This window comes from Halomonas salsilacus, assembly GCF_051216275.1.
Classification (GTDB): Bacteria; Pseudomonadota; Gammaproteobacteria; order Pseudomonadales; family Halomonadaceae; genus Halomonas.
In genome coordinates this window covers 32,358-47,098 of the sequence record NZ_JBPKAQ010000004.1, presented here as the reverse complement: position 1 = coordinate 47,098, position 14,741 = coordinate 32,358, and the positions used below count along the sequence as shown (strand labels likewise).

Genomic DNA, 14,741 nt, shown 5'->3' with positions numbered 1-14,741 from the left:
GCCCGTCCTGTGGTTCCGCACTTGTCGGCAGGGATCGGCTTACCAGCCGGTCACTTCCTTCAGGGCATCGCCGATCTCGGCCAGCGAACGCACGGTCTTCACGCCGGCGTCTTCCAGGGCGGCGAACTTCTCGTCCGCAGTGCCCTTGCCACCCGAGATGATGGCGCCCGCATGGCCCATGCGCTTGCCCGCAGGAGCGGTCACACCGGCGATGTAGGAGACCACCGGCTTGGAGACGTTGGCCTTGATGTAGGCCGCTGCCTCTTCCTCGGCGGTGCCGCCGATCTCGCCGATCATCACGATCGCCTCGGTGGCCGGGTCCTTCTCGAACATCTCGAGGATGTCGATGAAGTTGGACCCCGGGATCGGGTCGCCGCCGATGCCCACGCAGGTGGACTGGCCGAAGCCGTGGTCGGTGGTCTGCTTGACGGCTTCATAGGTCAGGGTGCCGGAACGCGACACGATACCGACCTTGCCCGGCTTGTGGATATGACCTGGCATGATACCGATCTTGCACTCGCCGGGGGTGATCACGCCCGGGCAGTTGGGCCCGATCAGGCGCACGCCCAGCTGGTCGCACTTCACCTTGACGTCGAGCATGTCCAGAGTCGGAATGCCCTCGGTGATGCAGACGATCAGCTTGATGCCGGAGTTGGCGGCCTCGAGGATCGAGTCCTTGCAGAACGGGGCCGGCACGTAGATCACGCTGGCCTCGGCGCCGGTCTTCTCCACGGCCTCCTTGACGGTGTTGAACACCGGCAGGCCGAGGTGCTCCTGGCCACCCTTGCCCGGGGTCACGCCGCCGACCATCTGGGTGCCGTAGGCGATCGCCTGCTCGGAGTGGAAGGTCCCCTGGCCGCCGGTGAAGCCCTGGCAGATGACCTTGGTGTTCTTGTCGATCAGGATACTCATTACTTGCCCTCCGCGGCCTTGACGACCTGCTGAGCCGCATCGGTCAGACTGGTAGCCGCGATGATGTTCAGACCACTGGAGGACAGCTTTTCGGTCCCCAGTTCGGCGTTGGTACCTTCTAGACGCACCACGACCGGCACGTTGACACCGACCTGCTCGACGGCACCGATGATGCCCTCGGCGATCATGTCGCAGCGCACGATGCCGCCGAAGATGTTGACCAGCACCGCCTTGACGTTGTCGTCGGAGAGGATCAGCTTGAACGCTTCGGCCACGCGCTCCTTGGTGGCGCCGCCGCCCACGTCAAGGAAGTTGGCGGGCGAGCCGCCGTGCAGGTTGACGATGTCCATGGTGCCCATGGCCAGGCCGGCGCCGTTGACCATGCAGCCGATGTTGCCATCCAGCGCCACGTAGTTCAGCTCCCACTCGGCCGCCTCGGCCTCGCGCGCATCCTCCTGGGAGGGGTCGCGCATGGCCTGCAGGTCCGGGTGACGGTACAGGGCATTGCCGTCCAGGTTGAGCTTGGCGTCGAGGCAGTGCAGGTTGCCCTCGTCGGTGATCACCAGTGGGTTGATCTCGAGCAGCGCCAGATCCTTGTCGTGGAACAGCTTGGAGAGTCCCAAGAAGATCTTGGTGAACTGCTTCACCTGGTCGCCCTTCAGGCCCAGGGCGAAGGCCAGCTCACGCGCCTGGTAGGGCTGAGCGCCCACCAGCGGATCGATCTCGGCCTTGAGGATCTTCTCGGGCGTCTCCTCGGCGACCTTCTCGATCTCCACGCCGCCCTCGGTGGACGCCATGAAGACCACGCGGCGGGTGGCACGATCGACCACCGCGCCCAGGTAGAGCTCCTCGGCGATGTCGGTGCAGTTCTCGACCAGGATCTTGGCCACCGGCTGACCGTTGGCGTCGGTCTGGTAGGTCACCAGGTTCTTGCCAAGCCACTGCTCGGCAAAGGCCTTGGCCTCCTCCGCGCTCTTGATCAGCTTGACGCCGCCGGCCTTGCCGCGGCCACCGGCGTGGACCTGTGCCTTGACGACCCACTTGTCGCCGCCGATCTTCTTGCAAGCTTCCGCCGCTTCTTCCGGGGTGTCGACGGCAAAGCCCTTGGACACCGGAAGACCGTAGTCGGCAAACAGCTGTTTGCCCTGATATTCGTGAAGGTTCATCGATTCATGCCATTGGTTGCATGTGACTCGAACGGTGGTTCTGTCTCACCTGCTGGTGGACGCTTCGAACCACCACCGTCCCTTCCGATGCATCGCCGGAAGGGGCGCGCCGCCCGGTGGGCGGCGCTCGTTGTGCGACTTACTTGCGCTTCTTGCGGTTGACCATGTGGATGGCATGGCCCTCGACTGCCAGGGCCGCCTCGTGCACGGCCTCGGACATGGTCGGGTGCGCATAGCAGGTCAGCGCAAGGTCCTCGGCGCTGGAGCCGAACTCCAGGGCGATGACGCCCTGGGCGATCATCTCGCCGGCATGCTGGCCGACGATATGCATGCCCAGCACGCGATCGGTCTCGGCATCGGCGACGATCTTGGCCTGGCCATCGGTGGCGTTGTTGGCCATGGCGCGGCCGCTGGCGGCGAACGGGAAGGCGCCGACCTTGACCTCGAGGCCCTTGGCCTTGGCCTCCTCCTCGGTCAGACCGACCCAGGCCACCTCGGGGAAGGTGTAGATGACGTTGGGGATGGCGTCGTAGTTCATCTCGGCCTTGTGGCCGGCGATGATATCGGCCACCACCACGCCCTCTTCCGAGGCCTTGTGGGCAAGCATCGGGCCGCGCACGCAGTCGCCGATGGCGTAGACGCTCGGCACCCCGGTGCGGCACTGGTCATCGACGTGGATGAAGCCGCGTTCGTCCAGGTCGATGCCCAGCCCGTCGGCCACGACACCCTGGGTGTAGGGCTTGCGGCCGACGCAGACGATCAGCTTGTCGAAGGTCATCTCCTGGTCGCCTTCACCGTCGGTGTACTTGACGACCACTTCTTTGCCCTTGACCTCGGAGCCTGTGACGCGAGCACCCAGCTTGATGTCCAGGCCCTGCTTCTTGAGCAGCTTCTGGGTCTCCTTGGCGATGGCGGTGTCCACCATCGGCAGGAAGCTATCCATGGCCTCGAGCACGGTGACCTCGGAACCCAGGCGGCACCAGACGCTGCCCAGTTCCAGGCCAATGACGCCGGCGCCGATCACGCCGAGGCGCTTGGGTGTCTCCTGGAATTCCAGGGCGCCGGTGGAGTCGACGATCAGGCCCTCGGTCAACGGCGTCGGCGGGATCTCAACCGGCACGGAACCGGTGGCGATGATGATGTTGTCGGCGTCATACGTGGTGGCCTTGCCGTCCTTGTCGGTGACCTCGACCTGCTTGGCGCCGGTGACCTTGCCGGTGCCCTGGATGGCGGTCACGCCATTGCCCTTGAGCAGACCCGCCACGCCGCCGGTCAGGTTGGCGACGATCTTGTCCTTGCGGGCGATCATCTTCTTGACGTCCATCTGGACGTCGCCGGCCTGGATCCCCATGTCGTCGAAGTCGTGTTTGGCCTCGACGAACTTGTGGGAGGCCTCCAGCAGCGCCTTGGAGGGAATACAGCCCACGTTGAGGCAGGTGCCGCCGAACACCGGCTTGCCATCCTCGCTGATCCACTTCTCGACGACGGCAGACTTGAGGCCCATCTGGGCGGCACGGATGGCGGCCACGTAGCCGCCGGGGCCCGCACCGATCACGATCACATCGAACTTGTCAGCCATGTTGGCTCCCCTTGCGTGTCTTGAATTGGGGTGCCGCCGGGATCATCCGGCGGCACGTGCCGCTCAGATATCCAGCAGCAGGCGCGACGGATCCTCGAGCAGTTCCTTGATGGTGACCAGGAACCGGACCGCGTCCTTGCCATCGATCATGCGGTGGTCGTAGGAGACTGCCAGATACATCATCGGACGGATCTCGACCTTGCCGTTCACCGCCATGGGACGCTCCTGGATCTTGTGCATGCCCAGGATCGCGGTCTGCGGCGGGTTGATGATCGGCGTTGACATCAGCGAGCCGAAGGTGCCGCCGTTGGTGATGGTGAAGGTGCCACCCTGCATCTCGTCGATGCCGAGCTTGCCGTCACGTGCCCGCTTGCCGAAGTCCACGATGCCCTTCTCGACGTCGGCGATCTTCATGCTGTCGGTATCGCGCAGCACTGGAACCACCAGGCCGCGGTCGGTGGAAACCGCCACGCCGATGTCCTGATAGCCGTGGTAGACGATGTCGGTACCGTCGATGGAGGCGTTCACGTCCGGGAAGCGCTTGAGGGCCTCGGAGGCCGCCTTGACGAAGAAGCCCATGAAACCGAGCTTGACGTCGTGAGTCTTGGCGAAGGTGTCCTTGTACTGGGCGCGCAGGGCCATCACCGCGCTCATGTCCACCTCGTTGTAGGTGGTGAGCATCGCGGCGGTCTGTTGGGCCTGGACCAGGCGCTTGGCGATGGTCTGGCGCAGGCGGCTCATCGGCACGCGCTTCTCGGGGCGCTCGCCCTCCACGGCCGGCGCGGCGGCAGCGACCTTGGCGGCGCCGCCAGCGGCCGGCTTGGCGGTCTTCTTCGCAGCGCCTTCCTTGACCGCCTTCTGCACGTCCTCCTTGAGGATACGCCCCCCCTTGCCAGTGCCCTGGATGGCACTCACGTCGAGATCATGCTCGGCCACCATCTTGCGGGCCGCCGGGGCGAGGATCTTGTCGCCCACCTTCTCGTCGCCCGCGCCGTCATCGGCAGAGGCCGCCGGGGTCTCGTCGGCGGAGGTGTCGGCGCTGCCGCCGGCGCCTTCGGTGAAAATTGCCAGCACCGCCTCGGACTCGACCTGGCTGCCCTCCTCGGCCTTGATCTCGGTGAGAACGCCGTCGGTCGGCGCCACCACTTCCAGTACCACCTTGTCTGTCTCGATCTCGGCCAGCACCTCGTCACGGGAGACGACTTCGCCGACCTGCTTGTTCCAGCTGGCGACGGTACCTTCCTGGATGGACTCGGGGAAGGTCGGCGCCTTCACCTCGTGCTGCTTGCCACCGCTGGCGGCGGGCTTCTCGGCCTTGGCGCCGCTCTTCGGCTCGGCCTTGGCGTCGGCCTTGGCGCCGCTTTCCTCCTTGCCCGCCGCCTTGCCCTCGCCGATGCGGCCCAGCACCTGCTCGGACTGCACGGTATCACCCTCGTCGGCGAGCACCTCAGTGAGCACGCCGGCCTCGGGAGCCAGCACCTCGAGCACCACCTTGTCGGTCTCGATCTCGACGATCAGCTCGTCGCGCTCGACGCTGTCACCGGCCTTCTTGTGCCAGGCGGCCACGCTGCCCTCGGCAACGGATTCCGGAAAGGTTGGGGCCTTGATCTCGGTAGCCATGTCGTATCCCTTGTCTGTTCTCTCTCGTCCCGGTGGCGTGCCTTACAGATTGAAGGCGTCTTCCACCAACTGGCGCTGCTGTTCGATATGGACGGACATGTAGCCCGCGGCGGGTGCTGCAGAAGCCGGACGACCGGCAAACTTGAGCGCTCCGCCCAGATTGCCCTTGAGCATGTCGGCCACGGCCCGCAAGTGATGCTGGCTCGAATACCAGGCGCCCTGGTTGAGGGGCTCCTCCTGGCACCACACCACGTCCCTGACGTTGACATAGGCATTGAGCGCCTCGAAGAGCTCCTCCTTAGGGAAGGGGTAAAGCTGCTCGATGCGCACGATGGCGACGTCCTGGCGGTCGTTCTCCTCGCGCCAGGTGGCCAGGTCGTAGTAGACCTTGCCGGCACACAGGATGATGCGCTCGACCTTCTTGGGGTCGCGCACGCCCTGGTCGGGCAACACCATCTGGAAGTGGCCGGTGGCCAGATCGTCGAGGCTGGAGGTGGCCTCCTTGTGACGCAGCAGGCTCTTGGGCGACATCACCACCAGTGGCTTGCGCAGCTGGCGAATCACCTGGCGACGCAGCAGATGGAAGATCTGCGCCGGGGTGGTGGGGACGCAGATCTGCATGTTCTGCTCGGCACACATCTGCAGGAAGCGCTCCAGGCGCGCCGAGGAGTGCTCGGGACCCTGGCCTTCATATCCGTGGGGCAGCAGCATGGTCAACCCGCACAGGCGGCCCCACTTGGTCTCGCCGGAGGAGATGAACTGGTCCACCACCACCTGGGCGCCGTTAAAGAAGTCACCGAACTGGGCTTCCCAGATCACCAGGTGGGTGGGCGCCGTGGTGGCATAGCCGTACTCGAATGCCAGCACCGCCTCCTCGGAAAGGTAGGAGTCGTGGATGGTGAAGCGCGGCTGGCCGTCGGCCATGTGCTGAAGTGGCACGTAGCTACTGCCGTCCTTCTGGTTGTGCACCACCGCATGGCGGTGAGAGAAGGTGCCGCGCCCCACATCCTGGCCGGTGATGCGCACCGGGTGGCCCTCATCGAGCAGCGTGGCGTAGGCCAGGGTCTCGGCGAAGCCCCAGTTCAACGCCATGCCGCCGGCCTGCATCTTGCGGCGGTCTTCGTAGATCTTGGCGACCTGACGCTGCACCTCGACCCCGTCGGGGACCTCGCACATCCTGGCGGCCAGGCGCTGGAGGCGCTTCATCTCCACGGCGGTATCGGCATGGCCGGTCCACTCATGGCCCAAATAGGGCTTCCAGTCGACGAACAGCGAAGTGTTGGGCTCCTGCACCAGGGCGTTGGCCACGTGGTTGCCGGCCATCAGATCCTGGCGATAGGTCTCGATCATCGCCTTGGCGTCTTCCTCGGAGAGCACGCCCTGCTCGACCAGACGCGCTGCGTAGAGCTCGCGGGCGGTCTTCTGCTCGCGGATCTTCTGGTACATCAGCGGCTGGGTGCCGCTCGGCTCGTCAGCCTCGTTGTGGCCGCGGCGACGGTAGCAGACCAGATCGATCACCACGTCCTTCTTGAATTGCTGGCGGAAATCGAGCGCCACCTGGGTAGCATGCAGCACGGCGTCCGCGTCGTCGCCGTTGACGTGGAAGATCGGCGCCTGGACCATCTTGGCGATGTCGGTGCAGTACTCGGTGGAGCGCGTATCCAGCGGGTTGGAGGTGGTGAAACCGACCTGGTTGTTGATCACGATATGGATCGTGCCGCCGGTCTTGTAGGCGCGGGTCTGGGACATCTGGAACGTCTCCATGACCACGCCCTGACCGGCGAAGGCGGCGTCGCCATGGACGTTGATCGGCAGTACCTTGGTGCCGTCGCTGTCGTCGCGGCGATCCTGGCGGGCGCGCACCGAGCCCTCGACTACCGGAGAGACAATCTCCAGGTGAGAGGGGTTGAAGGCCAGCGCCAGGTGCACTTCCCCGCCCGGGGTCATGACGTTGGAGCTGAAGCCCTGGTGGTACTTGACGTCGCCGGAGCCCCGCTCGATGACCTTCTTGCCGTCGAACTCGTCGATCAGCTCGCCGGGGTTCTTGCCGAGGATGTTGACCAGCAGGTTGAGGCGGCCGCGGTGGGCCATGCCGATCACCATCTCCTTGATGCCATAGCCGCCGCCACGCTGGATCAGCTCGTCCATCATGGGGATGAAGGCCTCGCCTCCTTCCAGGCCGAAGCGCTTGGTGCCGGGGTACTTGGACGCCAGGTAGTTCTCCAGGCCCTCGGCCGCGGTCAGCCGCTCGAGCACATGCTGGCGCACCTCGTTGCCGAACTTCGGCGCGCTGCGCACCGATTCGAAGCGCTGCTGCAGCCAGCGCTTCTCCTCGGTGTCGACAATGTGCATGATCTCGCAGCCGATGGAGCGACAGTAGGTGTGCTCCAGGGCCTCGACGATCTCCTTGAGCGGGGCGCGATCCAGGCCGAGGAAGAAGGAGCCGGTCTGGAACTCGGTATCCATGTCGCTCTTGGAGAGCTGGTGGAAGGAGAGGTCGAGGTCGGGAACCGGCGTTGGGCTGCGCAGGCCGAGCGGATCGATATTGGCCTTCTGATGGCCGCGGAAGCGGTAGGCGTTGATCAGTTGGAGAACCTTGACCTGCTTCTTGTTCTCTTCGCCGTCGGCGGCGGCGGGGGCCAGGGCGGTGCGGCGAGCGCGGCCTAGCTGGTAGAACTGGTCGCGGACCGGGGAAAGGGGGACGTCCCGGGAGGCGCTGCCTTCAGGGGCCGGCAACTGGTCGAAGTAGTTGCGCCACTCATCCGGGACAGCGGCGGGATCATCGAGGTACTGCTCGTAGAGCGCTTCCACATAGTGGGCATTGCCGCCACTGACGTGGGAGGAGCGCCACATCAACTCCATTATGCCTTGTTGCATCTCTCGGTCACCCTGCACTGATGGGGTGGTATCGGCGTCACCGCACACGTGGTGCAGCGACATCGGTGGTGCCCTGCCGGTCGGGCCAAGCTCATTCCGGCGCTAACGGCCAGCGGCCGAAAGCCTTGAATTCCATGCTCAGGAGCCGGTGCCTTGGGCACCGGCTCCTGACGCTACTGTGCCGCCGTGCGGCCGCGACAAGGCGTCGCAGCCGGAAACCGTGACTCATGATAACAAGCCCCGGACCACGTTTTAAGTGGCATTAAGTGGCATTCGCCAGCAGCATGTCGCGGATCTTGCCGATCGCGCGGGTGGGGTTGAGCCCTTTCGGGCAGACCGCCACGCAGTTCATGATGCCGCGGCAGCGGAACACGGAGAACGGATCCTCAAGCTCGGACAGGCGCTCACGGGTCGCGGTATCGCGGGAGTCGGCCAGGAAGCGATAGGACTGCAGCAAACCGGCCGGACCCACAAACTTGTCCGGGTTCCACCAGAACGACGGACAGGAGGTGGAACAGCAGGCGCACAGGATGCACTCGTAGAGACCGTCGAGCTTGTCGCGATCCTCCGGCGACTGCAGACGCTCGATGGACGGTGCCGGGGTGTCGTTCTGCAGGTACGGCTGGATGCGCTCGTACTGCTTGTAGAACAGCCCCATGTCGACTACCAGGTCACGGATGACCGGCAGGCCAGGCAGCGGACGCAGCGCCAGCTTGCCGTTCTTCACCACCTCGGAGAGCGGGGTGATACAGGCCAGGCCGTTCTTGCCGTTCATGTTCATGCCATCGGAACCGCACACGCCCTCGCGGCAGCTGCGGCGGTAGGCCAGGCCGTTATCCTGCTCCTTCATCAGGTGCAGTACATCCAGCACCATGATGTCACGGCCCTGGGTGTCAACCTGGAACTCCTGCATGTACGGCGCGGAGTCGGTTTCCGGGTTGTAGCGATAGATGGATACCTGAAGCATCTTGACTCACCCTCGTGATGGCGGAGTTAGTAGGTGCGGATTTTCGGCTCGAAGGTGTCGACGGTCTTGGGCTTGAAGTTGACGTCGCGCTTGGCGAGCCGCTTGTCGGCCGGGAAGTAGAGCGAGTGCTTCAGCCAGTTGACGTCGTCACGGTCCGGATAGTCGTAGCGGGAATGCGCGCCGCGGCTCTCCTTGCGCTCCAGGGCCGAGATGGCGGTGGCTTCGGCCACTTCCATCAGGTTGTCCAGCTCCAGGGCCTCGACACGAGCGGTGTTGAAGGCGTTGGTCTTGTCCGGCAGGTAGGCGTTGGCGATGCGCTCGCGCAGTTCGGCCAGCTGCCCGACGCCCTTCTGCATGTTCTCTTCCTCGCGGAACACGCCGAAGGAGTTCTGCATGATGTTCTGCAGGGCGCGCTTGAGCTCCGGCACGGTCTCGCCGCCCTCTGACTCGTTCCAGCGGTTCATGCGCTTCATGGCAGACGCGATATCGGACTCGGAAGCGTCGAGGTACTCGATACCCTCGTTGAGCGCGCCCTCGATGAACATGCCGGCCGCACGACCGAAGACCACCAGGTCGAGCAGCGAGTTGCCGCCCAGGCGGTTGGCGCCGTGGACCGAGACGCAGGCCGCTTCGCCGCAGGCGAACAGGCCGTTGACGATCTGGTCGTTACCATCGGCGTCCTGCATGATCGCCTGGCCATGCACGTTGGTGGGGATCCCGCCCATCATGTAGTGGCAGGTCGGCACCACCGGGATCGGCTCCTTGGCCGGATCGACGTGGGCGAAGGTCTTGGAGAGCTCGACGATGCCGGGCAGGCGCTTGCCGAGCACTTCCTCGCCCAGGTGGTCCAGCTTGAGGAAGACGTGGTCGCCGTGCTCGCCGCATCCGCGCCCCTCGAGAATCTCCATGACCATGGAGCGCGCGACCACGTCGCGGCCGGCCAGATCCTTGGCGTTGGGCGCGTAACGCTCCATGAAGCGCTCGCCATCCTTGTTCACCAGGTAGCCACCCTCGCCGCGGCAACCCTCGGTCACCAGGGTGCCCGCGCCGTAGATCCCGGTCGGGTGGAACTGCCACATCTCCATGTCCTGCATCGGGAAGCCGGCGCGCAGCGCCATGCCGATGCCGTCGCCGGTATTGATCAGCGCGTTGGTGGTGGAGGCGTAGATGCGCCCGGCACCGCCGGTGGCCAGCACGGTGGCCTTGGACTTGACGTGCACAACCTCGCCGGTCTCGATGTCCATGGCGATGCAGCCCACCACATCGCCGTTGGCGTTCTTGACCAGGTCGACGGCATACCACTCGTTGAGGAAGGTGGTGTTGTTCTTCAGGTTGTTCTGATAAAGCGTATGCAGCAGGGCGTGACCGGTACGGTCGGCCGCGGCACAGGTGCGAGCCGCCTGGCCGCCGGCGCCGAAGTCCTTGGACTGACCGCCAAACGGGCGCTGGTAGATGCGACCGTTGTCGAAGCGGGAGAACGGCAGACCCATGTGCTCGAGTTCGAACACCGCCTTGGGGCCCTCGGAACACATGTACTCGGCCGCGTCCTGATCGGCGATGTAGTCGCCGCCCTTGACCGTGTCGTACATGTGCCAGCGCCAGTCGTCATCGGGGTCGGCGGAGGCGATGGCACAGGTGATGCCGCCCTGGGCCGAAACGGTATGTGAGCGGGTCGGAAAGACCTTGGAGAGCACGGCGGTCTTCTTGCCGGACTTGGCCAGCTCGAGGGCGGCACGCAGGCCGGCACCGCCACCGCCGATGATGATGGCGTCGAAAGAAAGGCTACGCAGGTTGGACATGTATCAAGCTCCCCACAGAATCTGAATGCCCCAGACCAGGAACACGAAGATGGCCAGGATGATGACGGTCTGGGCGCCGACGCGAATGCCGGTCGGCTTGATGTAGTCGGTGGTCACGGTCCACAGGCCGACCCAGGCGTGGGCCGACAGCGACACGAAGGCCAGCAGAGAGAAGATGCGCATCCAGGTCTGGGCGAACAAGCCGCTCCAGGTGGCATAGTCGAGGCCCGGGTTGAACAGCAGATAGAGAACGATGAAAACGGTGTAGAGCGCCAGGATGACCGCCGACACGCGCTGGATGAGCCAGTCGGAGAGGCCGCTGCGGCCGAAACTCGTAATGTTGGTTACCATACCCAGACTCCCGCCAGAATGATCAGGACAGCACTCACCACCACGGTGATCTGTGCTTTCTTGTGGCCGCCCTCGAGGGTCACGCCGATATCCATGTCCATGATCAAGTGCTTGATGCCGGCCACGAAGTGAAAGGCCAGCGCCGACAGCAGGCCCCAGGCGATCAGCTTGGCCAGGAAGTTGTTGGACAAGGCATCACTGACGGCGGCGAAGCCCGCCGGCGACGACAGCGACTTGCCGAGGGCCCAGAAGGCGAAGATCAGGCCGACGAACAGGATCACGCCGGTGATGCGGTGAGCGATCGACGTCAGGGCGGGAAGTGGAAACTGTATCGTGGACAGATCCAGATTTACGGGTCGTTTGCTATTCACGGCTCTCTACACACTCTCTATGGCCCACTTGACGACAGGACGGGCAAGGCCCGAGCGGGCGGTGGTTTCGGGAAATAGCGGTACTTGCCAAGATGCAGGGCAAGACCGCCTGTTCCTGCCAGTCGCGCGGGGTGGATTATAGGGACATGGCCAGGCCATGACAAACGAAGCGACGGTTAACTAGACCATGGTGCAAAGGCCCCCGCCTCCCCAACTACACCCTTCGGGAGCAATTCCGTTCGCGCGTCCGCACAGGAATGGTGCACAGCACCATTAATTATACAACACTTTTAACTTGATGAGTTATGTGCACAACCACTGAGTCGCCATGGGCTAATTGACAATCGCTGGAACGCTTCTATAGTGGGCGAACCTTTTCGCCGGCCATCGCCGCGAACTCGCTAGTGAAATAAACGACTTATCGCCCTAACACGAACTCGAGAGGAGGCTTCCATGGCTGACAGGAAAGCGACGCTGACGGTAGACGGTCTGGACAAGACGATCGAACTGCCTGTCTATTCGGGCACCTTGGGCCCGGATGTGATCGACGTGCGCGGGCTTGGTGCCGAAGGCCTCTTCACCTATGACCCCGGCTTTATGGCCACCTCTTCCTGCCAGTCTGCCATCACCTACATCGATGGCGGTCAGGGCGTGCTGCTGCATCGGGGCTACCCGATCGACCAGCTGGCCAAGGAATCCAACTTCGTCGAGATGTGCTACCTGCTGCTGTTCGGCGAACTTCCGGACGACGCGCAGTACGCCGATTTCGAGTCGCGGGTTCGCAACCACACCATGGTTCACGACCAGATCAACAACTTCTTCAAGGGCTTCCGCCGCGATGCCCATCCTATGTCGATCCTGTGTGGCGTCGTGGGTGGCCTGGCCGCCTTCTACCATGACCACATGGACACCACGATCGAGGAGGATCGCATCATCAGCGCGATCCGCCTGATCGCCAAGATGCCGACCATTGCGGCCATGTCCCACAAGTACAACGTAGGTCAGCCCTTCAACTACCCGCGCAACGACCTGAGCTATGCAGAAAACTTCCTCTACATGATGTTCAGCAACCCGTGCGAGGAGTACAAGATCAACCCGGTCTACGCCAAGGCCATGGACCGCATCTTCATGCTGCATGCGGACCACGAGCAGAACGCCTCCACTTCCACGGTGCGCCTGGCGGGCTCCACCGGCGCCAACCCCTTCGCCTGCATCAGCGCCGGCATCGCGGCTCTCTGGGGCCCGGCCCACGGCGGCGCCAACGAAGCGGTGCTGAAGATGCTCGACGAGATCGGCGACGACTCCGAAGAGAACATCCAGCGTTTCATCGACAAGGCCAAGGACAAGGATGACCCCTTCAAGCTGATGGGCTTCGGGCATCGCGTCTATCGCAACTTCGATCCCCGCGCCAAGGTGATGAAGGAGAGCTGCGACGAGGTGCTGGCCGAACTGGGCCTGGCCGACGACCCGCAGCTCAAGATCGCCAAACGCCTGGAGCAGATCGCCCTGGAGGACGAGTACTTCGTCGAGCGCAAGCTCTACCCCAACGTCGACTTCTACTCCGGCATCATCCTCAAGGCCATGGGCATCCCGACCAACATGTTCACCGTGATCTTCGCGGTGTCCCGGACCATCGGCTGGATCTCCCACTGGAACGAGATGCTCGGCGACAGCTACAAGATCGGCCGCCCGCGTCAGCTCTATACCGGCCACACCCAGCGCGACTATCCTGCCGCCCCTGCCAAGTAAGCAGCCGGCAGAGGCGGCCAGGGCCGCTTGCGCTACCCTGCGGAAAGCCGCCTTCGGGCGGCTTTCTGCGTCATGATCCCCAATACCCCCAACAAGAGTGAGTCATCAGGATGAGCAAGAGCATTTCCACAGTCGCCTTCATCGGCCTAGGCGTGATGGGCTATCCCATGGCCGGCCACCTGGCCCGCGCCGGCCTCACCGTCCGCGTCTACAACCGCACCGCCACCAAGGCCGATGCCTGGGCCGCGGAGCACGGTGGCAGCGACCACTCCACCCCGCGCGAGGCGGCCCAGGGCGCCGAGCTGGTCCTGCTCTGCGTGGGCAACGACGACGATGTGCGTCAGGTCACCATCGGCGACGACGGCGCGCTGCACGGCATGACCGAGGGCAGCCTGCTGGTGGACCACACCACGGCATCGGCGGATCTCGCCCTGGAACTCGACGCCGCCTGCAGCGAACGCGGGATCGGCTTTGTGGACGCCCCGGTCTCGGGCGGCCAGCAGGGTGCCGAAAACGGCGCCCTGACCATCATGTGCGGCGGCAGCGAGGCCGACTTCGCCCGCGTCGAGGGCACCCTCGGGCACTTCGCCAAGGCGGTGACCCTGATGGGTCCCGCCGGCAGCGGCCAGCTGACCAAGATGGTCAACCAAATCTGCATCGCCGGGCTGGTCCAGGGACTGGCCGAGGGCCTGCACTTCGCCGAGCAGGCCGGCCTCGATCAGCAGCGCGTGATCGATGTCATCTCCAAGGGGGCCGCCGGCTCCTGGCAGATGGAGAACCGCCACGGCACCATGATCGCGGACAAGTACGAGCACGGCTTCGCCGTGGATTGGATGCGCAAGGATCTCGGTATCTGCCTGGAGCAAGCACGGCGCCTGCAGGCACGCCTGCCGGTGACGGCACTGGTGGATCAGTTCTACGCCGACGTCCAGGTGATGGGAGGAGGACGCTGGGACACCTCCTCGCTGCTGCGTCGACTGCGTGCCCTGGGTCACCGCTGAGGACTCGGGCAGCGCCTGGGCGCTGCCCTCATCCAGCCCTCCTGCCAGCATGAATTTACTACTATTTTAGGTTGACAAGTCTCATACCAGAGGCATCCGAACGGTCTAAAACCGTTGTCCACACATTCTGTGGATAAACCTGTTCACAACCACGCAAAAACGCCGTCAAATCGCCATGGAATGGGGGCTCGGCTTAGATTGATCAATTTTTGACCTCATTTAAGCCATTGATTTTAATATGTTTTAAGAAAATCCCTGTGATCACGGGCGATTGCATACCTGCTGTGCACAGACACCGGGGCGGAACCCCGGCTAGTGGACAAGTCAAGCGAAATTCACCTTGGAAAAG

The 14,741-nt window shown here is 64.1% G+C and carries 11 protein-coding genes; 2 read left to right on the top strand and 9 right to left on the bottom strand.

The window, feature by feature from the left end:
* Positions 1-39: 39 nt before the first annotated feature.
* From sucD to sdhC, 9 genes are all read right to left on the bottom strand, one after another.
* Positions 40-912, bottom strand: a complete 873-nt coding sequence (gene sucD / locus ACR80S_RS07345; protein ID WP_435400033.1) for a succinate--CoA ligase subunit alpha — start codon at positions 910-912, stop codon at positions 40-42.
* The gene (sucC, locus tag ACR80S_RS07340) at positions 912-2,078 is read right to left on the bottom strand and encodes an ADP-forming succinate--CoA ligase subunit beta (RefSeq protein ID WP_435400034.1); all 1,167 of its coding nucleotides are present in this window, start codon (positions 2,076-2,078) and stop codon (positions 912-914) included. Before sucC ends, sucD begins: the two co-directional genes overlap by 1 nt.
* Positions 2,079-2,217: 139 nt before the next feature.
* Complete coding sequence (gene lpdA / locus ACR80S_RS07335) at positions 2,218-3,657, bottom strand: dihydrolipoyl dehydrogenase (protein WP_435400035.1); 1,440 nt, start codon at positions 3,655-3,657, stop codon at positions 2,218-2,220.
* A gap of 63 nt (positions 3,658-3,720) precedes the next feature.
* On the bottom strand, positions 3,721-5,277 hold the full coding sequence (gene odhB, locus ACR80S_RS07330) for a 2-oxoglutarate dehydrogenase complex dihydrolipoyllysine-residue succinyltransferase (protein WP_435400036.1): 1,557 nt from the start codon (positions 5,275-5,277) through the stop codon (positions 3,721-3,723).
* 42 nt (positions 5,278-5,319) lie between these two features.
* Positions 5,320-8,154 carry a 2-oxoglutarate dehydrogenase E1 component gene (locus ACR80S_RS07325; protein ID WP_435400037.1) on the bottom strand — a complete coding sequence of 945 codons (2,835 nt, stop codon included), beginning with the start codon at positions 8,152-8,154 and terminating at the stop codon, positions 5,320-5,322.
* Positions 8,155-8,416: 262 nt separating this feature from the next.
* A complete protein-coding gene (locus ACR80S_RS07320) occupies positions 8,417-9,121 on the bottom strand; it encodes a succinate dehydrogenase iron-sulfur subunit (RefSeq protein ID WP_435400038.1) in 705 nt (234 codons plus the stop codon).
* Positions 9,122-9,147: 26 nt separating this feature from the next.
* Complete coding sequence (gene sdhA, locus ACR80S_RS07315) at positions 9,148-10,920, bottom strand: succinate dehydrogenase flavoprotein subunit (RefSeq protein WP_435400039.1); 1,773 nt, start codon at positions 10,918-10,920, stop codon at positions 9,148-9,150.
* Between the two features lie 3 nt (positions 10,921-10,923).
* A complete protein-coding gene (gene sdhD / locus ACR80S_RS07310) occupies positions 10,924-11,271 on the bottom strand; it encodes a succinate dehydrogenase, hydrophobic membrane anchor protein (RefSeq protein ID WP_435400040.1) in 348 nt (115 codons plus the stop codon).
* Entirely contained in the window at positions 11,265-11,642 is a 378-nt protein-coding gene (sdhC, locus tag ACR80S_RS07305; protein WP_435400041.1) for a succinate dehydrogenase, cytochrome b556 subunit, read from the bottom strand. Before sdhC ends, sdhD begins: the two co-directional genes overlap by 7 nt.
* Before the next feature lie 453 nt (positions 11,643-12,095).
* On the opposite strand from sdhC, the gene gltA reads away from it, so the two are divergent.
* Together gltA and ACR80S_RS07295 are read left to right on the top strand one after the other, a co-directional pair.
* Complete coding sequence (gltA, locus tag ACR80S_RS07300) at positions 12,096-13,391, top strand: citrate synthase (protein ID WP_435400042.1); 1,296 nt, start codon at positions 12,096-12,098, stop codon at positions 13,389-13,391.
* A 110-nt stretch (positions 13,392-13,501) separates the two neighbouring features.
* The gene (locus tag ACR80S_RS07295; RefSeq protein ID WP_435402914.1) at positions 13,502-14,392 is read left to right on the top strand and encodes an NAD(P)-dependent oxidoreductase; all 891 of its coding nucleotides are present in this window, start codon (positions 13,502-13,504) and stop codon (positions 14,390-14,392) included.
* The last annotated feature ends 349 nt before the right edge of the window (positions 14,393-14,741 follow it).